The following is a 25926-nucleotide window of genomic DNA, read 5'->3' on the forward strand; positions in this document are numbered from 1 at the left end:
CTCCCCGGCCCGCGCCACGGCCGCCAGCAGCGCCCCGATGCGGTCCGCGGTCTCCATCGCGCGGGCCAGCCGGGGGTCCCGCGCGCCCGCCGGGCCGCCCAGCTCCAGATCGGCGAGATGGCCGTCGTCCAGCAGCCAGACATAGCCGTGCACCACCCCGCGGTGCCGGACGGGCAGACAGATGCGGCCCATGAACACCCCGGCCGCCGGGTCGGGCGGGATCCGCAGCGGCGCCTGCGCCCGGGCGATCCCGAACGCCTCGAACCAGGCCCGCACCGCCGCCGTCGAGCGGCGCTGGAGGATCGAGCGGGTGCGCACCGGATCCAGCGCGGGCTCCGCGGTGTCATCGCTGTCCTCACTCTCCTGGGCGCCGAAGGCGATCAGCGCGAAGTCGCGGTTCTCCAGGGTCGCGGGTGCCCGGAGCACCGCCGTGATCTCGTCCACCAGCTGCTGGTAGTCGTCGCGCATGGGTCCCGCCTCTTCCCGCTTTCGCCCCTCACATTCTCATACAGATGTCTGAGATCCCGGCCACGGATGCGTGACAGCTGTCGATGGTCCGGAATCCGCGCCATCCTTAAGTTTCACGGTGAGTTGCCGTTGCCGTTCATCGGCCGTCATCGTGGAGGTGCCCCGTGCTGGGACCCGTGCTGCTCGCCGCTTCGCGCAGTGCCGCCATCCGCCGTATCGTCTCGGCCGCGCCGGTCACCCGCCCCATGGTGGACCGCTTCGTCGCCGGGGAACGGCTGGCCGAGTCCCTGGGGGCGGTGCGGTCGCTGACCGCCCGCGGCCTGGACGTCACCCTGGACCATCTGGGCGAGGACGTGACCGACCGGTCCGAGGCGCTGCGCAGCCGTGACGCCTATCTGGCGCTGACCGAGGCGCTGGCCGCCGAGGGGCTCGCCGGGCGCGCGGAGATGTCCGTGAAGCTCTCCGCCTTCGGCCAGGCGCTGCCCGGGGGCCACGATCTGGCGCTGGCCAATGTGACCCCGGTCGTGGAGGCCGCCGCGGCGGCGGGCACGACGGTCACCCTCGACATGGAGGACCACACCACGGTGGACTCCACCCTCGCCGTCCTCGGCGAGCTGCGGGGTCGCTTCCCGCAGACCGGCGCGGTCCTCCAGTCCTATCTCTTCCGGACCGAGGACGACTGCCGGGCGCTGGCCGGGGAAGGCTCCCGGGTGCGGCTGGTGAAGGGCGCGTACAACGAGCCGGCGAGCGTCGCCCACCAGGACAAGCGCGAGGTGGACCGCGCGTATGTGCGCTGTCTGAAGATCCTGATGGCCGGTGACGGCTACCCCATGATCGGCTCGCACGATCCGCGCATGGTCGCCATCGCCCAGGACCTGGCGCACCGCCTCGGGCGCAAGCTGGACGAGTACGAGTTCCAGATGCTGTACGGGATCCGCGTGGCCGAGCAGGAGCGGCTGGTGGCGGAAGGTCACCGTATGCGGGTTTACGTGCCGTATGGCACAGACTGGTATGGGTACTTCATGCGCCGCCTCGCGGAGCGTCCCGCCAACCTCACATTCTTCCTGCGCTCGCTGGTCGGCCGCCGCTGACCGCTCCCGGGATCGCAGATCTCGTACCACCCCCGACGCCCCCGACGATCGAAGGAGACAACCGTCATCATGGACGCCGTCACCCAGGTCCCCGTGCCGGTGAACGAGCCGGTGCACACCTACGCCCCCGGCACCCCGGAGCGCGCCCGCCTCGAGACCAAGCTCAAGGAGCTCGGCGAGAACCCCATCGATCTGCCGATGACCATCGGCGGCCAGAAGCGGATGGGGGCGGGGGAGCGCTTCGACGTCGTCCAGCCGCATAAGCACTCCGCCCGCCTGGGCACCTACGGCAACGCCACCCAGCGGGACGCGCAGGACGCGATCGACGCCGCCCTGGCCGCGGCCCCGGGGTGGCGCGCGCTCAGCTTCGACGACCGCGCCGCGGTCATCCTCAAGGCCGCCGATCTGCTCTCCGGCCCGTGGCGGGAGACGCTCGCCGCGTCCACCATGCTGGGCCAGTCGAAGACCGCGCAGCAGGCGGAGATCGACACCCCCTGTGAGCTGATCGACTTCTGGCGGTTCAACGTCCACTTCGCCCGCCAGATCCTGGCCGAGCAGCCGGTGACCAACTCGCCCGGGGTTTGGAACCGCACCGACCACCGGCCGCTGGAGGGGTTCGTCTACGCGATCACCCCCTTCAACTTCTCCGCCATCGCGGGCAACCTCCCGACCGCCCCCGCCCTGATGGGCAATGTGGTCGTCTGGAAGCCGTCGCCGACCCAGACGCACGCCGCCGTGCTGCTGATGGAGCTGCTGGAGGAGGCCGGGCTGCCCAAGGGCGTGATCAACCTGGTCACCGGCGACGGCAAGGAGGTCTCCGAGGTGGCGCTGGCCCACCCGGACCTCGCGGGCATCCACTTCACCGGTTCGACCCGGACCTTCCAGTACCTGTGGAAGACGGTCGGCAACAACATCGAGAACTACAAGACCTATCCGCGGCTGGTCGGCGAGACCGGCGGCAAGGACTTCATCGTCGCCCACCCCTCCGCCGACCCGGCGGTGCTGAAGACGGCGATGACCCGCGGCGCCTTCGAGTTCCAGGGCCAGAAGTGCTCCGCGGCCTCCCGCGCCTATGTGCCGCGCTCCCTGTGGGAGAACGGCCTCAAGGAGGAGTTCGCCACCGAGGTCAACGGACTGACCATGGGCGATGTGGCCGACCTCGACAACTTCATGGGCGCGGTCATCGACGAGCGCGCCTTCGCCAAGAACAAGGCGGCGATCGACCGGGCGAAGTCCGACCCCACGGTCGAGGTCGTCGCGGGCGGCTCCTACGACGACAGCGAGGGCTGGTTCGTCCGCCCGACCGTGCTGGTCTCCACCGACCCGGAGAACGAGATCTTCAAGGACGAGTACTTCGGGCCGATCCTCGGGGTGCACGTCTACGAGGACGAGGAGTACGACGCGATGCTGCGGCAGATGGAGTCGGCCGCCCCGTACGGGCTGACCGGCGCCGTCATCGCCCAGGACCGCGCGGCGGCGGCCGCCGCCTGTGAGGCGCTGCGCTTCGCGGCCGGCAACTTCTACATCAACGACAAGCCGACCGGTGCCGTCGTCGGCCAGCAGCCCTTCGGCGGCGGCCGCGCGTCCGGGACCAACGACAAGGCGGGCGCCAAGCAGAACCTGATGCGCTGGACCTCCACCCGCTCCATCAAGGAGACCCTGGTCCCGCCGACCGACTACCGCTACCCGCACATGGGCTGACCCTCGAGCCCCGGCGACCCGCGCCCCCGGACCGCACTGAAGTGGTCCGGGGGCGCGGTGCTGTCCGGGGGCGTGTCGGGGGAAATCTGTGGACGCCCGATACGCGGCGGTGCTAGCGTCAACCAGTCAAGTAGGCACTATTTACCGCAGTTTACGTGGGTAACCAGGCGCGGGAACGCCCACGGACTTGCGATCGGCCGCCGTTGGTCGAGGTCGGACGGGGGTCGGCCTCGATCATCGGCGTGACGCCGATAGATGATCACCCTGGGTCAGTGGCCGATGTCACCCTGTTCTCGTCTCAGATAGTAGGACGTCCGACTAATTGTGCAGACACTGACGCTCCGCTGCCTTACTTTTGTGGAAGCCGAACGTCTCGCTGCATCCAGCGATGGCGGCCGCGGCCGGTGCACATCGCGCAGGTGACCCCTGCCGCACCCAGGCCCCCGCCCCTTCCGGCAGCCACCTTCTCGGGGAGCTTTCCTTCCTCCCGGGCGTCACCGGGGTTCAGCAGAGGAGATGTGATCATGGCCGAGACGACTGTCCGCAGGATCCGCCGCAAGACCGACAACACCGACCGCAAGAAGGCGGCCGCCGCGCTTCAGCGCGCCCTCGACCGCCGGGACAACGGCGGCGCCACCGGTCACTGACGCCGGGGCCGGGTGACCTCGAAGCGGTCGACCCGCTCGCCCGACTCCGCCAGGGCCGTGACCGTGAGCCTGGGGCGGGGGCCCGGCTCGACCTCCACCGCGAGGAACGAGAAGCCGGTGTAGCGGACCCGGGACCAGTCCGCGCTGTCCCGGTTCTTCTCGCCGTCCCTGGTCCAGTGGTAGGTCTTCACCTCGTCGAGGTCCTTGACGTGCCCCTCGTAGCTGTCGGGCACCGGGAACTCGTAGAGCTTCGCGCCCGCCCCGCCCGCCGTCACGTAGACGATCCCGTCGCGCACCGCGTCGGCGCTCCCCGCCACCGGGACGCGGCGGGCGACCTTGCCGCCCCGGAGGGCGTCGGTCCGCTCGTAGACGTGGTTGTGGCCGTTGATGACCAGGTCCACCTGGTGCTTGTCGAACAGCGGCACCCACGCGTCGCGCACCCCGCCGTCCGAGGCGTGGGCGCTGGTGGTGGAGTAGGCGCAGTGGTGGAAGAAGACCACCAGGAAGTCGATGCCGGGCCGCTCGCGCAGCCGCTCCAGCTCGCGGTCCAGCCAGCGCGTCTGCGCCCCGTCCGTGTACCCCTTGTTGGCCGGCATCTCGTACGACACGTCATTGGCGTCCAGGGCGACCACGCCCACGTTCCCGTAGACGAACGTATAGACGCCGGGCGCCTTGCGCGGGTCCGGGCCGTTCCCGGGCAGCGACCAGCGGGCCAGCTGGCCGCCGTAGCCGTCGGGGGAGTACCACGCCTCCATGTCGTGGTTCCCGGTCGTCACCATCCACGGCACGCTCGCCGCGACCGAGTCGGTCTGGGCGAGGAAGGAGTCCCAGACCCGGGCGTCATAGAGGTCGGTCTTCTTCCCGTGGCCGGTGGTGTCCGCGTAGCACAGATCCCCGGCGTGCAGATGGAACGACGGATTCTGGCCAAGGATCAACTGGTCGTTGGCGAGCGCGTCATAGCTCACCCCCTGGTCGCCGAAGGCGGTGAAGACGAACGTCCCGGGCCGGTCCGGCGCGGTGCGGAAGGTGCCCACGGACGCGAAGTGACGCGGCTCGGCCGGATCGCGGTCCGCGTGCCCGACGCCGTAGTAGTAGGTGGCCCCGGGGCGCAGGCCGTCCACGGCGGCGTGCAGATAGAACTGGTCGACCGCGGGCAGCCGGTCGCTCAGCGACGGGGTGTGCAGATGGCGCACCTCGGCCTCGACCTTGCGGGTGAGCTCCAGCGGGCTGGTGCCGATCCGCACATACGGCTTGCGCACCGCGAACGGCACCTGCCAGGAGATCCGCATCTGCGTCCGCGGGTCGGCGCCGAAGGCCAGATGGCGGCCGAAGGGGGCGACCAGCGCGCCGTTCACCGTGGCGGTCCCCGTCCCCGGGCCCGCGGCCGGCGCCGGCTTGGTGTCGGCGGCGCACGCCGCGCCGCCCAGCACCCCCGCGCCCGCGACCGTGCCCGCCGTGGCGGCGCCCCGGCGCAGCACCCGGCGGCGGGAGAGCCGGGCCCGCAGATACTCGTGCTGCTCCGCCATGGTCATCCGCTGGGCGAGCCGCTCCGGTACGCCGAACCGTGGTGTGTCCATGGACCGGAATGTCCCCCGAGCGGTCAACGGCGCACCGTACAGGGGGTGAACGGGTGATTGCCGCTGGGCGGCCGTCCGAATGGTGGAACGCCTATGTCAATCCATGGGACGAGCGGTAGGGTCCGGGTATGTCTCGCAGCATTCGCCTCGCAGTGATCCCCGGTGACGGTATCGGCCAGGAAGTCGTGGCCCAGGGCCTGAAGGTCCTCTCCGCCGCCCTTCCACAGGACGTGAAGCTGGAGACCCGGAGTTACGACCTCGGCGCCCAGCGCTGGCATGCCACCGGCGACACCCTGCCGGACGCCGACCTGGAGTCGCTGAAGGACCACGACGCGATCCTGCTCGGCGCCATCGGCGACCCGTCGGTGCCCTCGGGCGTGCTCGAGCGCGGACTGCTGCTCAAGCTGCGCTTCGCCTTCGACCACTACGTCAACCTGCGTCCGTCGAAGCTCTTCCCGAACACCCCGACCCCGCTGGCCGGCCGCCCCGACATCGACTTCGTGGTCGTCCGCGAGGGCACCGAAGGCCCGTACGTGGGCAACGGCGGCTCGATGCGTACCGGTACCCCGGACGAGGTCGCCACCGAGGTCAGCCTGAACACCGCCCACGGGGTCGAGCGCGTGGTGCGGGACGCCTACGAGCGCGCCAACGCCCGGCCGCGCAAGAAGCTGACCCTCGTGCACAAGAACAACGTTTTGGTGCACGCCGGCCACCTGTGGAAGAACATCTTCGACCGGGTCGGCCAGGAGTACCCCGAGGTCACCACCGACTATCTGCACGTCGACGCCGCGACGATCTTCTTCGTCACCCAGCCGGAGCGGTTCGACGTGATCGTCACCGACAACCTCTTCGGTGACATCCTCACCGACCTCGCCGCCGCCGTCACCGGCGGTATCGGACTCGCCGCGAGCGGCAACATCAACCCCTCCGGCGCCTTCCCGTCGATGTTCGAGCCGGTCCACGGCTCCGCGCCGGACATCGCGGGCACCGGCAAGGCCGACCCGACGGCGACCGTGCTGTCGGTGGCCCTGCTGCTGTCGCACCTCGGCTACGGGGACGAGGCGGCCCGTATCGAGACCGCCGTCGCTTCGGACCTCGCCGAGCGGGGCACGGCCGCGCCGCGCACCACCGACGAGATCGGCGACGCGCTCGCCGCCCGAGTATCCGGCTGACCCAGCCTGTGCCAGCGCGCGGCTGGGTGCGACCATCGACCTTGGGCCGCGCGTTTCACCACGTTCCTTCCCCGGCCCCACCTAGGAGATAATCCCCGGTGGGGCCGCCGTGTGAAGAAGAGCTTGGACGTCCTAGTACCGCTTGCGGGCAGGATGGTGAGAGCGCGGTCCGCCACAACCGAAGTGAAGGACTACCTGCCATGACGACGCCCACGATCGAGCTCAAGCCCTCCTCCCACCCCCTGCCCGCCGCCGAGCGGGAGAAGATCCTGGCCAACCCCGGATTCGGCCGCCACTTCACCGATCACATGGTGACGGTCAAGTGGACGGAGGGCCGTGGCTGGCACGAGGCCCAGCTCGTGCCGTACGCCCCGCTCTCGCTCGACCCGGCGAACATGACGCTGCACTACGCCCAGACGATCTTCGAGGGGCTCAAGGCGTTCCGCCGGCCCGACGGCACCGTGGCCACGTTCCGCCCCGACCAGAACGCCGAGCGGTTCCAGACGTCCGCGCGTCGCATGGGCATGCCGGAGCTCCCCGTCGAGACCTTCATCGCGGCGTGTGACGCGCTGGTCACCCAGGACAAGGCGTGGGTGCCGGGGCACGGGGAGCAGTCCCTGTACCTGCGGCCCTTCATGTTCGCCACCGAGGTCGGGCTCGGTGTCCGGCCCGCGAACGAGTTCCTCTTCGTGGTGATCGCCTCCCCGGCCGGGGCCTACTTCCCCGGCGGTGTGCGGCCGGTCTCGGTCTGGCTCTCGGAGGAGTACGTCCGCGCGGTGCCCGGCGGCACCGGCGCGGCCAAGACCGGCGGCAACTACGCGGCCTCCCTGGTCGCCCAGGCACAGGCCGCCGAGCAGGGCTGTGACCAGGTGGTCTGGCTGGACGCGATCGAGCGCCGCTGGATCGAGGAGATGGGCGGGATGAACCTGTACTTCGTGTACGGGAACCGCATCGTGACCCCCGAGCTGTCCGGTTCGCTGCTGCCGGGGATCACCCGCGCCTCGCTGCTGGAGATCGCCGCCGACCTCGGCTACGAGGTCACCGAGGGCCGGATCTCCGTCGACGACTGGCGGGAGGGCAACGCCGACGGGACCCTCACCGAGGTCTTCGCCTGCGGTACGGCGGCCGTGATCACCCCGGTCGGCTCGGTCAAGTCCGCCCGGGCGAGCTGGACGGTGGCCGACGGTGAGCCGGGTGAGGTGACCATGCGGCTGCGCAGGGCGCTGCTGGACATCCAGACCGGTGCCGCCCCGGACCCGCATGGCTGGATGCACCCCCTGGGCTGACCCTGGGGCGTCACCTCGTTGACGCCGGGGGTTCGCATCCTGAGACGGATGAGAGTGCGGGGGCGGAATGTGCCACACTGCCTCCGTGCCCTCGTTCGTCATGATTATTGGCAGCAGGCGCGCCGGTCCGCAGTGACCGCCCGTACGACCCGGTACAGGGCGGCCATCGTGCCCCAGACCCGCGCGCAGACCTCTCGCACCCGCGAGGGGTCTTTTCGTTTTCCGGACCATCCCGCCGGACGCGAAGCGTGAGGGATCATAGGAGGGCGCGGAACCGGATATTCCGGTAGACCGAGATCCATCCGACAGGAGCCAGACCAACCATGAAGGATCTGCCCGACGACGGCTTTCACGTCTTCGACACCACCCTGCGCGACGGAGCGCAGCGCGAGGGCATCAACCTCACGGTCGCGGACAAGCTGACCATCGCCCGTCACCTGGACGACTTCGGCGTGGGCTTCATCGAGGGCGGCTGGCCCGGCGCCAACCCGCGCGACACGGAGTTCTTCACCCGGGCCCGCGCCGAGATCGACTTCAAACACGCCCAGCTGGTGGCGTTCGGCGCCACCCGCAAGGCGGGGGTGCGTGCCGAGGACGACGCCCAGGTCAAGGCGTTGCTGGAGTCCGGGGCGCCGGTGATCACCCTGGTGGCGAAGTCCCACGACCGCCATGTGGAGCTGGCCCTGCGCACCACGCTCGAGGAGAACCTCGCGATGGTCCGCGAGACCGTCGCCTATCTGCGCTCCCAGGGCCGCCGGGTCTTCCTCGACTGCGAGCACTTCTTCGACGGCTACCGGGCCAACGCCGGCTACGCCAAGCAGGTCGTCTCCGCCGCCCACGAGGCGGGCGCCGAGGTGGTGATCCTCTGCGACACCAACGGCGGCATGCTCCCCGGCCAGATCGACGCGGTGGTCCGCACCGTGCTGGCCGACACCGGGGCGCGGCTGGGCATCCACGCCCAGGACGACACCGGCTGCGCGGTCGCCAACACCCTCGCCGCCGTGGACGCGGGCGCCACCCACGTCCAGTGCACGGCCAACGGCTACGGCGAGCGGGTGGGCAACGCCAACCTCTTCCCCGTCGTCGCGGCCCTGGAGCTCAAGTACGGCCGTCGGGTGCTGCCGGAGGGCGCCCTGGAGGAGATGACCCGGATCTCGCACGCGATCGCCGAGGTCGTCAATCTGACGCCGTCCACTCACCAGCCCTATGTGGGTGTTTCCGCCTTCGCCCACAAGGCCGGACTCCACGCCTCCGCGATCAAGGTCGATCCGGATCTGTACCAGCACATCGACCCCGAGCGGGTCGGCAACACCATGCGGATGCTCGTCTCCGACATGGCCGGACGGGCGTCGATCGAGCTCAAGGGCAAGGAACTGGGGATCGACCTCGGCGGCGACCGGGCGCTGGTGGGCCGGATCGTGGAGCGGGTCAAGGAGCGGGAGCTCGCGGGCTACACCTACGAGGCCGCCGACGCCTCCTTCGAGCTGCTGCTGCGCCAGGAGGTCGAGGGCCGTCCCCGCCGCTTCTTCCGGGTCGAGTCCTGGCGGGCGATCGTCGAGGACCGCCCGGACGGCACTCACGCCAACGAGGCCACCGTGAAGCTGTGGGCCAAGGGCGAGCGCATCGTCGCCACGGCGGAGGGCAACGGTCCGGTCAACGCGCTGGACCGGGCGCTGCGGGTGGGTCTTGAGCGGATCTATCCGCAGCTGGCCACGATGGAGCTGGTGGACTACAAGGTCCGCATCCTGGAAGGCAAGCACGGCACCGAGTCCACGACCCGGGTGCTGGTCTCCACCGCGGACGGCCAGGGGGAGTGGTCGACCGTGGGTGTCGGGGAGAACGTGATCGCCGCGTCCTGGCAGGCCCTCGACGACGCCTACGCCTACGGGCTGCTGCGGGCCGGAGTCGACCCCCAGGAGTGACACCGGCCGGGCGGCGGGAGATGCGGATGGTGCGGCTCCGGCGACCGCCGGAGTAGGGTGCGGGGAGCGGAGCGCTGCCGACGTGCTCCGTTGCCCGATCCGGCCGCATGGCCGCTCCGGCGGACGGCGCCCATCCGGGTGGTCGCGCCCGCCCCTCGCACGGTCACGGCCTGGAGGTTTGTGAGGTGCCGACAGGGGCGATAGTCCTTTAGGACACCAGGTAGTGGGAAAGCCGCTGTCCAGTTCTGTTCCGCCTGCCCACCAAAACGCCCCTGACGTTGTAGGGAATTGACATGCGTTTCCGGGGGTCCGGGAACGTACCGTCATTGCATGACCAATCTCGAAGGTGCGCCTGCTGAGGCGAGTGACGTTCGCGGGCGCGTCGCCGAGCTGCACGCGATTCGCGAGCAGGCTCGGCGCGGCCCGAGCGAGCGGGCGACCGAGGCTCAGAAGGCCAAGGGGAAGCTGACTGCTCGCGAGCGGATCGAACTGCTGCTTGACGAGGGGTCCTTCAACGAGGTGGAGCCGCTGCGGCGGCATCGTGCGACCGGGTTCGGTCTTGAGGCCAAGAAGCCTTACACCGACGGTGTCGTCACCGGCTGGGGGACCGTCCACGGACGGACGGTGTTCGTCTACGCACACGACTTCAGGATCTTCGGCGGGGCGCTGGGGGAAGCCCACGCGACCAAGATCCACAAGATCATGGACATGGCCATCTCGGCCGGGGCGCCGCTGGTGTCCCTCAACGACGGCGCCGGTGCCCGTATCCAGGAGGGCGTCTCGGCGCTCGCCGGTTACGGCGGCATCTTCCAGCGGAACACCAAGGCGTCCGGTGTCATCCCCCAGATCAGCGTGATGCTCGGCCCGTGCGCGGGCGGCGCGGCGTACTCCCCGGCGCTGACGGATTTCGTCTTCATGGTCCGGGAGACCTCGCAGATGTTCATCACCGGACCCGATGTGGTCCAGGCGGTGACGGGCGAGAAGGTCAGCCAGAACGGACTGGGCGGCGCGGATGTGCACGCCGAGACCTCGGGCGTGTGCCACTTCGCCTACGACGACGAGGAGACCTGCCTCGAGGAGGTCCGCTACCTCCTGTCGCTGCTGCCGCAGAACAACCGCGAGAACCCGCCGACCGTCGAGTCCGACGACCCGGCCTCCCGGCGCGGCGACTCGCTGCTGGACCTCGTCCCGGCCGACGGCAACCGGCCGTACGACATGCGCAAGGTCATCGAGGAGATCGTCGACGACGGTGAGTACCTCGAGGTCCACGAGCGCTGGGCGACCAACATCATCTGCGCGCTGACCCGGCTCGACGGCCAGGTGGTCGGCATCATCGCCAACCAGCCGCAGTCGCTGGCCGGGGTGCTGGACATCGAGGCCTCGGAGAAGTCCGCGCGCTTCATCCAGATGTGCGACGCCTTCAACATCCCGCTGGTCACCTTCCTCGACGTGCCCGGCTTCCTGCCCGGTGTGGACCAGGAGCACGGCGGGATCATCCGGCACGGCGCCAAGATGCTGTACGCGTACTGCAACGCCACCGTGCCGCGGATCTCCGTCATCCTGCGCAAGGCGTACGGCGGTGCGTACATCGTGATGGACTCCCAGTCCATCGGGGCCGACCTGACCTACGCCTGGCCGACCAACGAGATCGCGGTGATGGGTGCCGAGGGCGCCGCCAACGTGATCTTCCGCCGTCAGATCGCCGGAGCCGACGACCCCGAGGCCATGCGCGCCCGCATGGTCAAGGAGTACAAGTCCGAGCTGATGCACCCGTACTACGCGGCCGAGCGGGGGCTGGTCGACGATGTGATCGACCCGACCGAGACCCGTGAGGTCCTCATCCGGTCCCTGGCGATGCTGCGCGACAAGCACGCCGACCTGCCGTCCCGCAAGCACGGCAACCCGCCGCAGTAACCCTCACGTTCATGACCTCGCGCGGGACCCGCGCGACAAGGGAGAAGAGAAAACCGTGAGCACACCCAGCGACATCGCCGAGCCCGCCGCCGCGGCGGCGGCCACCCTGGTCCGGGTCGAGAAGGGCCACGCCGACGCCGAGGAGCTGGCCGCGGTCACCGCGGTGCTGCTCGCCCGCGCGGCTGCCGGCACCCACCGGACCGCCGGCTCCACCCGCCCGAGCCGCAGCGCCGCCCGCTGGCGCCGGCTGGAGCGCCGCCCGGCGTTCAGCGCGCCGCACAGCTGGCAGGGCTGAGCGCCCACCGGCGCCGCCGGGTCGCGGGCGGCCGCACACCGCCCGGACGCCCGGGAAGCCCCGCGAAACGCACAAATCCCCTGTTCTCCTTCGGAGAGCAGGGGATTTTGGCTTCCGCCGTCGGCCTCGGCTAGCGCAGCCGGGCCATCAGCGCGTGCTCGACCAGGGTGATCAGCGCGCTCTTGGCCTCGCTGCGGTGGCGGGCGTCGGTGGTGATGATCGGCGCGTCCGGGCCGATCTGAAGGGCCTCGCGGACCTCTTCGGGGTTGTAGGGCTGGTGCCCGTCGAAGCCGTTGAGGGCGATGACGAACGGCAGCCCGGAGTTCTCGAAGTAGTCGACCGCCGGGAAGCAGTCGGCGAGGCGGCGGGTGTCCACCAGGACGACCGCGCCGATGGCGCCGCGGACCAGGTCGTCCCACATGAACCAGAAGCGGTCCTGGCCGGGCGTGCCGAACAGGTACAGGATCAGGTCCTGGTCCAGGGTGATGCGGCCGAAGTCCATGGCCACCGTGGTGGTGGTCTTGTCCGGCGCGTGGGTGAGATCGTCGATCCCCGCCGAGGCGGAGGTCATCACGGCTTCGGTGCGCAGCGGGTTGATCTCCGAGACCGCGCCGACGAACGTGGTCTTGCCCACGCCGAAGCCGCCCGCCACCACGATTTTCGCGGAGGTGGTGGAGCGGGCTGCACCGCTAGAGCTTGCGAAGTCCACTGAGCACCCTTTCGAGCAGTGTCACGTCAGGCTGACCGCCGGCGGACTCGTCGCCGCCGGGCTGATGGATCGCGACGAGCCCCGCCTCGGCCAGGTCGGCTACGAGGATGCGGGCTACGCCGAGAGGAATGGTGAGCAGTGCGGAGATCTCGGCGACCGACTTGATCTCGCGGCACAGGTGGCAGATCCGCTGGTGCTCGGGCAGTTGGCCCTGGAGCTGAGCGGGGTCGGCCGTGGTGTGCACCAGCGCCTCGATGGCGAGCTGGTACCGGGGCCGGGTCCGGCCCCCTGTCATGGCGTACGGGCGCACCAGAGGGTTATGGGTGCCGCCCGCGGGGGAGGAAGGTTCCGGGGCGGGGCGCTCAGGCGGCTGTACGGGCTCGATACGCGGCGCGGGCGGCGCGTCGTACCAGGACCCCTCCGACGGCCCGGGAGGCGCGTAGGAGGGCGTGTACGGCTGTTGCTGGGGCCGCTGCGGCTGCCGCCGCGGGGGCTGCTGCTCCCGCTGGGGCTCCGGCTGCTGTGGGGAGCGGGCCTGGCGGCTGGGTGCGGAGGGGAAGTTGTAGCGCTTCACCGGGCCCTCTCCGCGCGGCTCGGACGGCTGCCCGTGGGCGTAGGGATATCCGCTAGGGGGCGTTGCCACGTGTCCTCCTCCAACTCGCCTGTCTTGCCGGTCGCGCCACCGCACCCTATGGCGCGGTGGCGCGAAACGCACTCCATGTTTGCTAGTTGAGAAGACTGCCCTGCAATTCCGCGCGGAGATCCGGGGTGAGGACGTTGCCCGCGCGATCGACCAGCAGGGCCATCTCGTAGCCGACGAGGCCGATGTCGCACTCGGGGTGGGCGAGCACGGCGAGGGAGGATCCGTCGGAGATCGACATGATGAAGAGGAAGCCTCGTTCCATTTCGACGACGGTCTGGTTGACCACGCCGCCTTCGAAGATGCGGGAGGCTCCGGAGGTGAGCGAGGTCAGGCCGGAGGCCACCGCCGCCAGTTGATCGGCTCGGTCACGGGGGAAGCCTTCGGACATCGCCAGAAGGAGTCCGTCGGCGGAGACCACCACCGTGTGGGACACCCCGGGGGTGTTGTCCACGAAGTTCGTGATCAACCAGTTCAGGTTCTGCGCCGCCTGGCTCATCGGGCTCACACTAACGCTCCTGATCGTAGGTGCTGCCGGGGCCGAAGCCCTGTTGGTCATGCTGGTCACGCCCGGGGGTCCCGGACCTCGCGTCGCGTCCCCGCTGGACGCCGCGGCGCAGGTTGCTCAGCCTGCCGCGGACGTCCTCCGGGGCGCGGGAGACCTGGGGGCCGCCCTGTCCGGTCGGCTCCGCGGCGCCCTCGACCAGATTGGCCTTGGGCACCCGGCGGGGCAGGCCGGACGATGTGACCCCGCCGGCCGTCGGCTCGCGCAGCCGCTCGGCACGGTGCCAGCGCTGGTCGTTCTCCGACTGCCACGGGGCACCGTCCTCCTGCTGCTGGGGAGCCTGCTGGGGCCGCTGCGGCGCCGCGGGCGCCGCCGGATCCCCGACCGTCCCCTGTGCCCCTGTCTCCTCGGACGGCTGCCACTGCTTGTCACGACGCGGAAGGCCGGCGTCGGTCAACGAGTGGATTCCGCTCGGGGAAGGGCCCGGACGGTGGAACTCTACGCGGTCCCGAGAAACTTCGGGAGCGCCGGGTCCTGATTCCGCTTCGGTCCCGAACTGCGACGCGAAGGGCATCTCGAAAGATCCGGAATCGCCCCACTCTCCCTGCTGAGAGGGTGAGTTGTAGCCGATGTACGGCTGCTGTTCGGATTCCGTTTGAGTTGTGTAATCCGCTTCCGGTTGCGTAAAGGCGGAATTCTGGTAGCCGGACTGCGCCAACGGATCGGAAGCGGCCTGCTCATGGCGCGGATCCTGCTCGGGCGGGGTGGCCCCCATTCCGCTGTACTGGCCCTGGAACTGGTTCTGTCCCTGGTCCCGGGCGTAGGCGGAGTCGTCGAAGCCCAGCTCGGCGGCGGTGCGCGAGGACAGCTCGCTCGCGTCCTCGTAGGCGGGCGCGGGCCGCGGCTCGGGAACGATCCGGGAGACCGTGAAGTCGTCCTGGGGCAGCTCCTCGCCGCCACCGCCGTGGGTGATCGCCTCGGGCAGCATCACCAGCGAGGTGGTGCCCGCCAGCTCCCCGGAGGGGCGCAGCTGGACCCGGATGCCGTGCCGGTCGGCGAGGCGGCCGACCACGAACAGGCCCATGCGCTGGGACACCGAGGCGTCCACCGTCGGCGGATTGGCCAGCTTGTGGTTGATGTCGGCGAAGTCCTCGGCGGTCAGGCCGATGCCCTTGTCGTGGATCTCCACCACCACCCGGCCGTCGGGCAGCCGGGTCGAGGTGACCCGCACCTTGGTGTGCGGGGAGGAGAAGGTGGTGGCGTTCTCCAGCAGCTCGGCCAGGAGGTGCACCAGGTCGGTCACCGCGGTGCCGTGGATCTCGCTCTCGGAGATCCCGGCCAGCTCGATCCGCTCATAGGACTCCACCTCCGAGGAGGCGGCCCGCAACACGTCGATCAGCGGTACCGGCTGGTTCCAGCGCCGGCCGGGCTCCTCGCCCGCGAGGATCAGGAGGTTCTCGCCGTTGCGCCGCATACGGGTGGCCAGGTGGTCCAGCCGGAAGAGGTGTTCCAGCTGGTCCGGATCGGCCTCCCGGCTCTCCAGTTCGGAGATCAGGGTCAGCTGCCGCTCGATCAGCCCCTGGTTGCGACTGGAAAGGTTGGTGAAGATCGCGTTGACGCCGCCGCGCAGCATCGCCTGCTCGGCCGCGAGCCGGATCGCCTCGCGGTGCACCTGGTCGAAGGCGCGGGCCACCTCGCCGATCTCGTCCCGGGTGTTGATCGGTATCGAGCTGACCCGGGTGTCCACCCGTCCGGGGTCGGTGCGGGAGAGCTGGTCGACCACCGCGGGCAGCCGCTTCTCGGCGACGTCGAAGGCGGCGTTGCGCAGTTGCCGCATCGAATGGCTCATCGAGCGGGCCATCCGGGCGGCCACGAAGAAGGCGGCTAGGAGCGCCAGCACCACGATCGCACCGTTCACGATCGCATCGCGCCGGGCGTCCGACGAGATCTGCGCGGCCTCGTCCACGGCCTTGTTCACCAGGGTCTGCTCGACGTCCCGGTAGGCGTTGAACTTGATCGTGGAGGCGTTGAACCAGGAGTCCGGGGTGACTCCCTGGGCGGCCAGCGCGGAGGGGCTCGCACCGCTGCCCACGGCCTTGAGCATCTTGTCCATGCCGGGCGGCGCCACGAACTTCTTTCCGTCCGCCTCGGCCTTCCGCTTCGCCTCGGCGATTTGCGTCTGCGCACGCTTCTCGGCCGCCCTGAGGGTGTCCTCGAGCCGGGTCACGTCCTGCGGGGTGCCGGCCGCCTCGAACTCCCCGAGCGCGATGCCCTCGAGGTAGACGTACGAGGTGAAGGCGGTGAGCTGGGTCTTGCGGTCGGTCGCGGACGGGCCGGGCTTCACCAGCAGATGGGTGCCGATGGAGCGCTGGAGCGACTCCGCTCCCTTGGCCAGGGATACCGCGTAGACGGTACGGCCGTATGACGTGATATTGCCGGTGCCCAGGCCCAGTTCATTGGCGAACTCGATCAGCCCGTGCTCGACGCCCACATAGCCCTCTTCGGTCTTCACCCCGTTCAGGCGGTCGGTGTAGGCGTTCCGGCGCAGGGCGGCCAGCTGCGGTTCGGCGGCTCTGAACGCTTTGAGGCGGCGTTTCAGGGTCGGCGTCTGCGGCATGTCGGCGACGGCCTTGTCGAAATCCTTCTTCGCCGCGTCGCTGGCGGCCCGGGCCCTGGTCACCGTGGCTTCGTTGGTGCCGCTGAGCAGCGGGCCCGCGGTCAGGTCGCGCTCGTTGACCAGGGCGTGGGCATAGGTGGTGGCGGCCCGGACGACCTGGGCGGTGCGCTCGGCGTCCCGCGCCTCGTTCCAGGTGGAGACGGATGAGGCGACCTGGAAGCCACCGAAGACCAGGGCGACGAGCACGGGGATGAGCAGGATCGCGTACAGCCGGCCGCGCACCCGCCAGTTCCGAGGGGAGATCCGGCCACCACTGGGTGCGGGTGGCCCCGCTGCCTCGGCGGGCGACGCCGCTGTACCTGTACGCGGCGGCGGGGTGAAGTTCCCTCGCGCCTCTTGCGCGGGGTCCGGCTTGCTTCGCCTCACTCGACCAACAACCTCTCGGCATCGGCACCTGATTCGTGCCGTTCCCAGCTGAGCCCTGACTGCCCAGTTCAGCGAATTCCAGCACGCCGCGCGGGTGCTTTCCAAACAGTGCGCAAAGCGCTCAGTGGGTTGTCTGGACCAGAGAAAAAACGGGCGTTACGGCTGAGATATGTCGAATACCGAACTATTTGAGTGCGCACCGGAGCTGCGTGATCGCGCTCTGTATCGACAGCCGGTGCATATCTCTGTCGAAACGTTATGAATGACGAGCGGGCCGTGTCGTTCGACACAGCCCGCCCTACGCCGGTTTCCCGACAACTTCCGGACAGCGGCCCCTACTTGAGTCGGGCCATCAGCGCATGCTCGACCAGCGTGATGAGCGCGCTCTTCGCCTCGCTGCGATGGCGCGCGTCGGTGGTGATGATGGGAGTGTCCGGACCGATCTGGAGCGCCTCGCGGACCTCTTCGGGGTTGTAGGGCTGCTGGCCGTCGAAGCCGTTGAGGGCGATGACGAAGGGCAGTCCGGAGTTCTCGAAGTAGTCGACGGCGGGGAAGCAGTCGGCCAGCCGGCGGGTGTCCACCAGGACCACGGCGCCGATGGCGCCGCGGACCAGGTCGTCCCACATGAACCAGAAGCGGTCCTGGCCGGGCGTGCCGAACAGGTACAGGATCAGGTCGTCGTCGAGCGTGATGCGGCCGAAGTCCATCGCCACGGTCGTCGTGGTCTTGTCCTGGACGTGGCTCAGATCGTCGATCCCCGCCGAGGCCGACGTCATCACGGCTTCGGTGCGCAGCGGGTTGATCTCCGAGACCGCGCCGACGAACGTGGTCTTGCCCACGCCGAAGCCGCCCGCCACCACGATCTTCGCCGAGGTGGTCGCGCGGGCGGGGGGAGCGCCGCTAGAGCTTGCGAAGTCCACTGAGCACCCTTTCGAGCAGTGTCACATCCGGAGTACCGCCCGCTTCCGAACCGCCCCCGGGCTGGTGGATCGCCACCATGCCGGCTTCCGCCAGGTCCGCCACCAGGATGCGTGCCACGCCCAGGGGGATGTTCAGCAGCGCCGAGACCTCGGCGACCGACTTGACCTCCTGGCACAGGTGGCAGATCCGCTGGTGCTCGGGAAGGAGCCCCTGTAGATGCACGGGGTCGGCCGTCGTGCTGACCAGCGCCTCGATGGCGAGCTGGTAGCGGGGCCGGGTCCGGCCACCGGTCATGGCGTAGGGGCGCACCAACGGCTGGTCGCCTTCACCCCCGTACGGCGATTGGTGATGGCCGCCGTACGGGCCGGGCGAGGCGGGGGGCGGGGTCATGGATCCTCCGGTCGGACAACAAGGTGACGGTGGTGCCGTCGGTCGGTGCCGGTGGGGGGCCGCCCGGCCAGGTGGCCGGGCGGGCGGGCTTCGGATGGTCGTTGGATCAGTTCAACAGGCTGCCCTGGAGTTCGGCGCGCAGGTCCGGGGTGAGGACGTTGCCCGCGCGATCGACCAGCAGGGCCATCTCGTAGCCGACGAGGCCGATGTCGCACTCGGGGTGGGCGAGCACGGCGAGGGAGGATCCGTCGGAGATCGACATGATGAAGAGGAAGCCTCGTTCCATTTCGACGACGGTCTGGTTGACCACGCCGCCTTCGAAGATGCGGGAGGCTCCGGAGGTGAGCGAGGTCAGGCCGGAGGCCACCGCCGCCAGTTGATCGGCTCGGTCACGGGGGAAGCCTTCGGACATCGCCAGAAGGAGTCCGTCGGCGGAGACCACCACCGTGTGGGACACCCCGGGGGTGTTGTCCACGAAGTTCGTGATCAACCAGTTCAGATTCTGCGCCGCCTGGCTCATCGGGCTCAACTAACGCTCCTGCTGGTAAGTCGGGCCAATGCCGCGATCATGGTTGTCGTCGAGTCCGGTACCGGCCCGGCGACCCTGCTGGATCCCACGGCGGAGGTTGGTCAGCCTTCCGCGTACATCATCGGGCGCGCGAGACACCTGCGGCCCAGTCCGTTCGGGCTGCTGCGGCTGCTGGTGTGCGGCGCCCTCCACGAGGTTTGCGCGCGGCACCCGCCGTGGCAACCCGGACGACGTGATACCGCCGGCCGCGGGTTCGCGGATCTGCTCGGCGCGGCGCCAGCGTTCGTCGTTGTGGGGCGACGTACGCCAGTGGGAACCCGTGCTCCGACCGTTCAGACCGGCGCCGCCCGGGCCCGCCGAGGCGCCCGATCCGGCGAAGTCCCCCATGCCCTGGGACGCCGGCTGCGGCTCGCGGGGCGAGGGGGGCGGTACGGCCGAGGCGGGCCGACCGGGGGTGGGCTCGGGCGCGGAGGGCGCGGACGGGAACGACCGGCCCCCGTCCCGCGGGCCCGAGTTGCCGGGGTCCGCGACCTGGGGGTGGTGCCAGGTCGACTCGATGGTGTCGAAGATCGGGGTACGGCCGTCGCCGGGACCGGCGGGCGGCAGCGGGTCGTTCGTGCGCCGGTCGGGCTCGCCCATGGAGTCCTGGGGCAGCGCGTACTCGCCGGTGCCGCTCATGTCCGGACGCGGGAACTCGCCGGTGTCGCCGGGGCCGCCCATGTTCGGGCGGGCGTACTCGCCGGTGTCGCCGGGGCCGCCCATGTTCGGGCGGGCGTACTCGCCGGTGTCGCCGGGGCCGCCCATGTTCGGGCGGGGGAACTCGCCGGTGTCGCCGGGGCCGCGGCCGCCGCGCGGGGCGGCGTCCTCGAACCGGGGCTGGGCGTACTCACCGGTGTCACCCGGGCCCTGGCCGAGCTCCGGACGGGCGTACTCGCCGGTGTCGCCCGGGCCGCGGCCGTAGTCGGGGCGGCTGAACTGGCCGGTGTCGGACAGCCCCTGCCCGGCCTGCGGCCCGCTGGGCGCGCGGCGCGGCTCGAACATGCTGGGGCCGTCGGTCAGCTGCGGCAGCTCGCCGGTGTCGCCGGGGCCGCGGTTGCCGAACGGATCGCGCCGCTCCGGCGGACCGCCGGGCTCCGGACGGGCGAACTGGCCGGTGGGCTCGTACTCCTCGTGCCCGCGCGGGGTGTCCCCGGCGTCGCGCGGAGTGCCCGGCCAGTCGTCCTCGCCGGACGCGCGGCGCGCGCCCCAGCTGGTGCCGGGCTGCGTGGGGGCCGGAAGCTCGGGCGCGGGGCCGCGGGTGGGCAGCTCCGGGCGGCCGCCCTGGTCGCCCCCGTCGGCCCGGGCCGGGGCGCCGGTCGGCGGGGCGACGGTCGGGTTCTCGCCGCGGGTCGGAAGCGGGGGACGGCCGGAGGGGGCGCCGGGGCCGCCCTGACCACCGGGGCCGCCCTGCTGACCGCCGGGGCTCGAGGGGGCGTTGGTCCGGGGACCGGGAGGCCGGCCGCCCTCGAAGAAGTTGGTGGAGCCGGACGGGGCGCCGCCCGAGGGGCCCGCACCCGCGCCGACCGGCCGGGTCGGCAGTCCGCTGCCGCCGCCGCCCTGGGCGCCGCCGTTGCCGGCGCCCGGTCCGCCCTGGCCGCCGGCGGCCTGCGGGGCCGGCTTCCGGCCGCCCTGGGCGACATCGACCGGCAGCATGACCAGCGCCGTCGTACCGCCCGAGTCGGACGGCCGGAGCTGGATGCGGATGCCGTGGCGCAGCGAGAGGCGGCCGACCACGAACAGACCCATGCGCCGGGAGACCGACACATCGACCGTGGGCGGGGAGGCCAGCCGCTCGTTGATCGCCGCCAGGTCCTCGGGCGAGAGCCCGATACCGGTGTCGTGGATCTCGACCAGCACCCGCCCGTCGGGCAGTGCGTGACCGGTGACCTTGACCTTGGTCTGCGGCGAGGAGAAGGAGGTGGCGTTCTCCAGCAGCTCGGCGAGCAGGTGGACGAGGTCGTTGACGACCCGGCCGGCGACCTCGGTGGCCGGGACCGAGCTGAGCTCGATGCGCTCGTACTGCTCCACCTCGGAGGCGGCCGCGCGGAGCACGTCCACCAGCGGCACCGGGCGGGTCCACCGGCGGCCCGGCTCCTCGCCCGCGAGGACCAGGAGGTTCTCGCCGTTACGGCGCATACGGGTGGCGAGGTGGTCCAGCTTGAACAGCGAGGAGAGCTGGTCCGGGTCGGCCTCGCGGCTCTCCAGCTCGGAGATGAGCGAGAGCTGGCGCTGGATGAGGCCCTGGCTGCGGCGCGAGAGGTTGGTGAACATCGCGTTGACGTTGCCCCGCAGCAGCGCCTGCTCGGCGGCGAGCCGGACCGCCTCGCGGTGCACGTCGTCGAAGGCCGCGGCCACCTTTCCGATCTCGTCCCGGCTGTGCACACCGACGGACTCGACGGAGGTGTCCACATCCTGCGGATCGGACTCCGAGAGCTGCTTGACCAGTTCGGGCAACCGCTTCTGGGAGACCTCCTGCGCGGTGTCCTGGAGACGGCGCAGCGAGCGGACCATGGAGCGGGCGACGACAAAGGCGCCGATCAGGGAGACGCCGAGGACCAGCAGGATCAGCGCACCGTTGAGTATCGCGTCCTGCTGGGCGGAGTCACGGAGCTCACGAGCCTTCTGCTGCATCTCGCTGAGCAGCGTCTCCTCGATCTTGCCCATCTCTTCGATCTTGATACTGTCCTGGTCGTACCAGTCAAGATCGGTCCGCTTCTCCGCCTTGAGCCCCTCGGGGTCGCGCACCGCGCGGTCGGCGTACATGGTCGCCGCCTTGATGTCGGGGCGGCTGTCCAGCGGTTCGAGCAGGTCCTCGGAGTTGCCCTGGCGGATCTGCTTGAAGCGGCCGAGCGCCTCGTTCTCCTTGTCCACCGCGGTCCTGGCGAAGCGGCGGTCGTTGGCGGAGAAGTCGGCGCCCTTGGGGTCGGCGAGAGCGGCGCTGATGAGCGCGCGCTGGATGGACGCGTACTCCTTCGCGGAGGAGAAGGTGGCGAGCGCGCGGGTGTTGTTGATCATCGCGCGGTTGCTGGTCGCCTGCGCCATGTCCTGGGAGAGCGACAGCAACGAGTTGATCAGCTCGTTGTAGTCCTGGACGGTCAGCGAGTAGTACTCGCTGTTGTCGTACGCGTTGTCGCGGACCTCGTTGATCTTGCCGAGCTGACGGTCGATGTTGACGAGCGTGGACTGGACACCGGCCAGCGACTGGTCGCCGGGGTCGATCTTGTGGGTCTCCTCGCGGAAGGCCGCAATGGCGCGGTTGGTTTCCTCGCGGGTGGAGACGACCCGGTCGTCCTTGTCGTTGCCCTTGCCCGCCAGCGGACCCGCCGACTTGTCGCGCTCCTCCTGGAGCGCGCTGGCCAGCTGGGTGGCCTGCTGCGTCATCTCGGTGAGCAGCTTCATCTGGTCCAGCTGCTGGATGTTGTCCAGCGAGCCCTCGATGCGCAGCGCCCCCAGCGTGGTCGCGGCGACCACCGGGAGCGCGAGCAGGGAGACCAGTCGGGTACTGATGCGCCAGTTGCGCAGGGCCATGCGATTGCCGGGCCCGGTGGGGCCGGAGGGCTTCGCCTTGGCCGGCGGCTCCGCGGCATCTCCGCCGCCACCGCCGCTCGGCACGCTGACCCGGGTAGCGCTCTGCGCACCGGCCTCGGGGCCCTGATCGCTCAGCGTCCTGCCGTTGCCGCCCTGGGCGCGCTGGGGCGAGGAGCCGCGGTCGGTCGCGCCGCGCGGCTCCGGGTCCGCCGAAGCTTCCCCTCGGCCCTGGTGGGCCTGGGGAGCCCCCATACCATCCCTCTTGAAACGTCCCTGCACTAGCGTCGCAACCTCTGGACCAGGCGCCCCACCGGCTTGAGCGGCGGAGCGGTGTCGAGTCGTGGGGGACCGCGATCCCCCCTGTCGGTCGTGAGTGACCGGCGCGCATCCTTTCGTGTCGACAAGAGGAGCCCCCCGCCGCTCGGCGCCTCTCACGTTGCGCCCCCGTGCGCGCCGGTGATTCCCGCGGCGGTCCCGGGAATTCCAGCACAGTGCCGGATGCTGCAACAAGGGCAATGGATAAGGCTGTGATGCGCGTGACGCTCAGTGCGGACTTTATTACGGGACGTAGAAAGTCATGTCAGCGATAACGGACTTTCGGGGACGAATCGAATGTCGCAATCGAGTGTCCGGCTAGCGATGATCAAGAGCGGAACGTCGGGTTCGGGTATGCGATGTCCGTTTAGCGTGATTAGGCAACTGTCTTCTATGTCGCATTTGCCTGATCGTTCGTGAGCAATATCACATGCTGGCTGCGACTTTTCCTGCGAATCGATGGGCAAGGCCGCCTCTAGCCTGACGCTTTACACAGCCGGAACGAACGACAAGAGCGAGGCGTACACCCCAGTGAAGACGACGATGATGTTCCGCTCCATAGCCAACCCGCGGCGCACCACCCTGGCCCATGTCAAGGACGTCCAAGAGCTCAAGGACGCCAAGGACATCGCCGAGGAGGTCGAGAACACCGGCGCGCCCGAGGAGCAGCCGGAGCACCGCGTCGATCTGCCCAACCGGACCGCGAACCCCAAGCGCACCGTGCTGACCGAGACCCCGGGCAACTGACCCCCGGGCCCGTGGTGGGCGCCACCACCGGCGGCAGGCGGGACGGCGGCGCGCGGGATGCGGAGCGATAGCCTGGAGCGTCAGTCTCCAGCGAGTTCAGTCAGGAGCCAAGGCTTCCCGTGCGCATCGCCAGATTCTCCATCGACGGCAACGTCGCCTTCGGCGTGGTGGAGGGTGAACCGTCCGATCCGGACGGCCCCGTCATCGACATCATCAAGGGCCACCCCTTCGCCGAATTCGAGCGCTCGGGCCAGAAGGTCCCCCTGAGCAAGGTCCGGCTGCTGCCGCCCGTCCTGCCGAACAAGGTCGTCGGAATCGGGCGCAACTACGCCGAGCACGCGGCGGAGCTGGGCAACGAGGTCCCCGACGTCCCGGTCGTCTTCTTCAAGCCGTCCACTTCCGTGGTCGGCCCCGGCGACCCCGTCGCGTACCCCTCCTTCTCCTCCGAGGTGCACTACGAGGCCGAGCTGGCCGTGGTCATCGGGCGGATGTGCCGCGAGGTTCCGCGTGACCGCGTCCAGGACGTCATCCTCGGCTACACCTGCGGCAACGACATCACTGCCCGCGACGCCCAGCGGCGCGAGAAGCAGTGGGCGCGGGCCAAGGGCTTCGACACCTCCTGCCCGCTGGGCCCCTGGGTGGAGACCGATATCGACCTGACGCGCGCCGGCGACCTCGGCATCATGTGCACCGTCAACGGTGAGCAGCGTCAGCTCGGCCGTACGAGCGAGATGGTGCGCCCGATCGAGGACCTGATCGTGCACATCACCGAGGCGATGACGCTGCTCCCCGGCGACGTCGTGCTCACCGGCACTCCGGCGGGCGTGGGCCCGCTCTCCGTCGGCGACGAGGTCGCCGTCACCATCGAAGGCATCGGCACTCTCACCAACAAGGTGATCAAGCGTGGCTAGCGCACCCTCCTCCGCCCCCGTGCGGGTTCGTTTCTGTCCCTCGCCGACCGGCAACCCCCATGTCGGCCTGGTCCGCACGGCCCTGTTCAACTGGGCCTTCGCCCGTCACCACGGCGGCACCCTGGTGTTCCGCATCGAGGACACCGACGCCGCGCGCGACTCCGAGGAGTCCTACACCCAGCTGCTGGACGCCATGCGCTGGCTGGGCTTCGACTGGGACGAGGGCCCCGAGGTCGGCGGTCCGCACGCGCCCTACCGCCAGTCGCAGCGGATGGACCTCTACCGCGAGGTCGCGGAGAAGCTGCTGGAGGCGGGCCACGCCTACCGCTGCTACTGCACCGCCGAGGAGCTGGAGGAGCGCCGCGAGGCGGCCCGCAAGGCCGGCCGGCCCTCCGGCTACGACGGGAAGTGCCGCACCCTGACCGCCGAGCAGATCGCGGCGTACGAGGCCGAGGGGCGCGCCTCGATCGTGCGCTTCCGGATGCCGGACGAGCCGATCACCTTCACCGACCTGGTGCGCGGTGAGCTGACCTTCGCCCCCGAGAACGTCACGGACTACGGGATCGTGCGGGCCAACGGCGCGCCGCTCTACACACTCGTCAACCCCGTCGACGACGCGCTGATGGAGATCACGCACGTACTGCGCGGCGAGGACCTGCTCTCCTCCACCCCGCGGCAGATCGCGCTCTACCGCGCGCTCGCCGAGATCGGTGTGGGCGGCGGCACGGTGCCCGCCTTCGGGCACCTCCCGTACGTCATGGGCGAAGGCAACAAGAAGCTCTCCAAGCGCGATCCGCAGGCCTCGCTGAACCTCTACCGGGAGCGCGGCTTCCTCCCCGAGGGGCTGCTCAACTACCTCTCCCTGCTGGGCTGGTCGCTCTCCGCCGACCGGGACGTCTTCTCGCTGGAGGAGATGGTCGAGGCGTTCGACATCTCCGGGGTGAACGCCAACCCGGCGCGGTTCGACCTCAAGAAGGCCGAGGCGATCAACGCGGACCACATCCGGCTGCTGGATGTGAAGGCGTTCATCGAGCGGTGCGAGCCCTGGCTGAAGGCCCCGCACGCGCCGTGGGCCCCGGAAGCCTTCGACACGGCCGCCTTCGAGGCGCTGGCCCCGCTGGCCCAGACCCGGCTGACGGTCCTGTCCGACATCACCGCCAACGTGGACTTCCTCTTCCTCGACGAGCCGGTGGCCGACGAGGCGTCCTGGACCAAGGCGATGAAGCCGGGCGCGGACGCGCTCCTGGCCTCGGTCCGCACCCGGCTCGCCGAGGCGGACTGGGACGCCGAGACCCTGAAGGCCGCGGTCCTCGCGGCCGGTGAGGAGCACGGCCTGAAGCTGGGCAAGGCCCAGGCGCCGCTGCGCGTCGCGGTCACCGGGCGCACGGTCGGACTGCCGCTGTTCGAGTCCCTGGAGGTCCTGGGCCGCGAGCGCACGCTGGCCCGGGTCGACGCGGCGCTGGCGAAGCTGGCCGGATAGGTGCGTGAGGCGCCGCCCGCGCCCGTGAGGCGGCGCCACTCGCGGTGATACTCGTTTTGGTGGCCCGTCCACCATCGGGTAATGTTCTTCCTGCGC

Annotated in this window: 20 protein-coding genes and 1 pseudogene; 11 read left to right on the top strand and 10 right to left on the bottom strand. The window is 70.3% G+C overall.

Annotated elements, in window-relative coordinates:
• Positions 1-468: pseudogene (locus ABD329_RS39240) on the bottom strand (PucR family transcriptional regulator); the annotation flags it as partial.
• Between the two features lie 164 nt (positions 469-632).
• Here ABD329_RS39240 and ABD329_RS39245 point away from each other — a divergent pair.
• From ABD329_RS39245 to ABD329_RS39255, 3 genes are all read left to right on the top strand, one after another.
• The gene (locus ABD329_RS39245) at positions 633-1559 is read left to right on the top strand and encodes a proline dehydrogenase family protein (protein WP_198280460.1); all 927 of its coding nucleotides are present in this window, start codon (positions 633-635) and stop codon (positions 1557-1559) included.
• A 69-nt stretch (positions 1560-1628) separates the two neighbouring features.
• Positions 1629-3260 carry an L-glutamate gamma-semialdehyde dehydrogenase gene (pruA, locus tag ABD329_RS39250; RefSeq protein ID WP_198280459.1) on the top strand — a complete coding sequence of 544 codons (1632 nt, stop codon included), beginning with the start codon at positions 1629-1631 and terminating at the stop codon, positions 3258-3260.
• 524 nt (positions 3261-3784) lie between these two features.
• On the top strand, positions 3785-3907 hold the full coding sequence (locus ABD329_RS39255; RefSeq protein WP_020868213.1) for a hypothetical protein: 123 nt from the start codon (positions 3785-3787) through the stop codon (positions 3905-3907).
• On the opposite strand, the gene ABD329_RS39260 is transcribed toward ABD329_RS39255, so the two are convergent.
• Entirely contained in the window at positions 3901-5484 is a 1584-nt protein-coding gene (locus ABD329_RS39260; protein ID WP_344317630.1) for a purple acid phosphatase family protein, read from the bottom strand. The genes ABD329_RS39255 and ABD329_RS39260 overlap by 7 nt on opposite strands.
• 128 nt (positions 5485-5612) lie before the next feature.
• Between ABD329_RS39260 and ABD329_RS39265 the strand changes: the two genes are divergently transcribed.
• The 5 genes from ABD329_RS39265 to ABD329_RS39285 all read left to right on the top strand — a co-directional run bounded on the left by ABD329_RS39265 (position 5613) and on the right by ABD329_RS39285 (position 12073).
• On the top strand, positions 5613-6656 hold the full coding sequence (locus ABD329_RS39265; protein WP_198280457.1) for a 3-isopropylmalate dehydrogenase: 1044 nt from the start codon (positions 5613-5615) through the stop codon (positions 6654-6656).
• A 200-nt stretch (positions 6657-6856) separates the two neighbouring features.
• On the top strand, positions 6857-7942 hold the full coding sequence (locus tag ABD329_RS39270) for a branched-chain amino acid aminotransferase (RefSeq protein WP_344317631.1): 1086 nt from the start codon (positions 6857-6859) through the stop codon (positions 7940-7942).
• Positions 7943-8265: 323 nt separating this feature from the next.
• Positions 8266-9864, top strand: a complete 1599-nt coding sequence (gene cimA, locus ABD329_RS39275) for a citramalate synthase (RefSeq protein ID WP_198278918.1) — start codon at positions 8266-8268, stop codon at positions 9862-9864.
• Between the two features lie 330 nt (positions 9865-10194).
• Positions 10195-11778, top strand: coding sequence for an acyl-CoA carboxylase subunit beta (locus ABD329_RS39280; protein ID WP_198278919.1), 1584 nt, complete (start codon positions 10195-10197; stop codon positions 11776-11778).
• 55 nt (positions 11779-11833) lie between these two features.
• The gene (locus ABD329_RS39285; protein WP_344317633.1) at positions 11834-12073 is read left to right on the top strand and encodes an acyl-CoA carboxylase subunit epsilon; all 240 of its coding nucleotides are present in this window, start codon (positions 11834-11836) and stop codon (positions 12071-12073) included.
• Positions 12074-12203: 130 nt separating this feature from the next.
• Here the strand turns inward: ABD329_RS39285 and ABD329_RS39290 are convergent, their stop codons facing one another.
• The 8 genes from ABD329_RS39290 to ABD329_RS39325 form a co-directional block, all read right to left on the bottom strand.
• Positions 12204-12782 carry a GTP-binding protein gene (locus tag ABD329_RS39290; protein WP_075200410.1) on the bottom strand — a complete coding sequence of 193 codons (579 nt, stop codon included), beginning with the start codon at positions 12780-12782 and terminating at the stop codon, positions 12204-12206.
• Positions 12763-13425: a DUF742 domain-containing protein gene (locus tag ABD329_RS39295; protein WP_086879637.1), complete on the bottom strand. Its 663-nt coding sequence runs from the start codon at positions 13423-13425 to the stop codon at positions 12763-12765. The genes ABD329_RS39290 and ABD329_RS39295 overlap by 20 nt, the downstream gene beginning before the upstream one ends.
• Before the next feature lie 82 nt (positions 13426-13507).
• Complete coding sequence (locus ABD329_RS39300) at positions 13508-13921, bottom strand: roadblock/LC7 domain-containing protein (protein ID WP_020868201.1); 414 nt, start codon at positions 13919-13921, stop codon at positions 13508-13510.
• A 10-nt stretch (positions 13922-13931) separates the two neighbouring features.
• Complete coding sequence (locus tag ABD329_RS39305; protein ID WP_198278920.1) at positions 13932-16970, bottom strand: sensor histidine kinase; 3039 nt, start codon at positions 16968-16970, stop codon at positions 13932-13934.
• A 335-nt stretch (positions 16971-17305) separates the two neighbouring features.
• A complete protein-coding gene (locus ABD329_RS39310) occupies positions 17306-17890 on the bottom strand; it encodes a GTP-binding protein (RefSeq protein ID WP_078559056.1) in 585 nt (194 codons plus the stop codon).
• Positions 17871-18281 (bottom strand): DUF742 domain-containing protein, encoded by a 411-nt coding sequence (locus tag ABD329_RS39315; protein ID WP_014055140.1) that lies wholly within the window; start codon positions 18279-18281, stop codon positions 17871-17873. The genes ABD329_RS39310 and ABD329_RS39315 overlap by 20 nt, the downstream gene beginning before the upstream one ends.
• Positions 18282-18387: 106 nt before the next feature.
• A complete protein-coding gene (locus ABD329_RS39320; protein ID WP_020868201.1) occupies positions 18388-18801 on the bottom strand; it encodes a roadblock/LC7 domain-containing protein in 414 nt (137 codons plus the stop codon).
• 9 nt (positions 18802-18810) lie between these two features.
• The gene (locus tag ABD329_RS39325) at positions 18811-22629 is read right to left on the bottom strand and encodes a sensor histidine kinase (RefSeq protein WP_344317635.1); all 3819 of its coding nucleotides are present in this window, start codon (positions 22627-22629) and stop codon (positions 18811-18813) included.
• Positions 22630-23223: 594 nt separating this feature from the next.
• On the opposite strand from ABD329_RS39325, the gene ABD329_RS39330 reads away from it, so the two are divergent.
• The 3 genes from ABD329_RS39330 to gltX all read left to right on the top strand — a co-directional run bounded on the left by ABD329_RS39330 (position 23224) and on the right by gltX (position 25830).
• A complete protein-coding gene (locus tag ABD329_RS39330; protein ID WP_344317653.1) occupies positions 23224-23439 on the top strand; it encodes a hypothetical protein in 216 nt (71 codons plus the stop codon).
• Between the two features lie 119 nt (positions 23440-23558).
• Complete coding sequence (locus ABD329_RS39335; protein WP_020868197.1) at positions 23559-24350, top strand: fumarylacetoacetate hydrolase family protein; 792 nt, start codon at positions 23559-23561, stop codon at positions 24348-24350.
• Positions 24343-25830 (top strand): glutamate--tRNA ligase, encoded by a 1488-nt coding sequence (gene gltX, locus ABD329_RS39340; RefSeq protein WP_344317636.1) that lies wholly within the window; start codon positions 24343-24345, stop codon positions 25828-25830. The genes ABD329_RS39335 and gltX overlap by 8 nt, the downstream gene beginning before the upstream one ends.
• Positions 25831-25926 lie beyond the last annotated feature (96 nt).

Origin of the sequence: Streptomyces javensis (assembly GCF_039525925.1) — a bacterium.
Classification (GTDB): Bacteria; Actinomycetota; Actinomycetes; order Streptomycetales; family Streptomycetaceae; genus Streptomyces; species Streptomyces asiaticus.

Coding starts and splice junctions, on each gene's coding strand:
- pruA (WP_198280459.1), top strand. CDS start 1,629: ATGGACGCCGTCACCCAGGTCCCCGTGCCGGTGAACGAGCCGGTGCAC.
- ABD329_RS39255 (WP_020868213.1), top strand. CDS start 3,785: ATGGCCGAGACGACTGTCCGCAGGATCCGCCGCAAGACCGACAACACC.
- ABD329_RS39260 (WP_344317630.1), bottom strand. CDS start 5,484: ATGGACACACCACGGTTCGGCGTACCGGAGCGGCTCGCCCAGCGGATG.
- ABD329_RS39265 (WP_198280457.1), top strand. CDS start 5,613: ATGTCTCGCAGCATTCGCCTCGCAGTGATCCCCGGTGACGGTATCGGC.
- ABD329_RS39270 (WP_344317631.1), top strand. CDS start 6,857: ATGACGACGCCCACGATCGAGCTCAAGCCCTCCTCCCACCCCCTGCCC.
- cimA (WP_198278918.1), top strand. CDS start 8,266: ATGAAGGATCTGCCCGACGACGGCTTTCACGTCTTCGACACCACCCTG.
- ABD329_RS39280 (WP_198278919.1), top strand. CDS start 10,195: ATGACCAATCTCGAAGGTGCGCCTGCTGAGGCGAGTGACGTTCGCGGG.
- ABD329_RS39300 (WP_020868201.1), bottom strand. CDS start 13,921: ATGAGCCAGGCGGCGCAGAACCTGAACTGGTTGATCACGAACTTCGTG.
- ABD329_RS39315 (WP_014055140.1), bottom strand. CDS start 18,281: ATGACCCCGCCCCCCGCCTCGCCCGGCCCGTACGGCGGCCATCACCAA.
- ABD329_RS39320 (WP_020868201.1), bottom strand. CDS start 18,801: ATGAGCCAGGCGGCGCAGAATCTGAACTGGTTGATCACGAACTTCGTG.
- ABD329_RS39325 (WP_344317635.1), bottom strand. CDS start 22,629: ATGGGGGCTCCCCAGGCCCACCAGGGCCGAGGGGAAGCTTCGGCGGAC.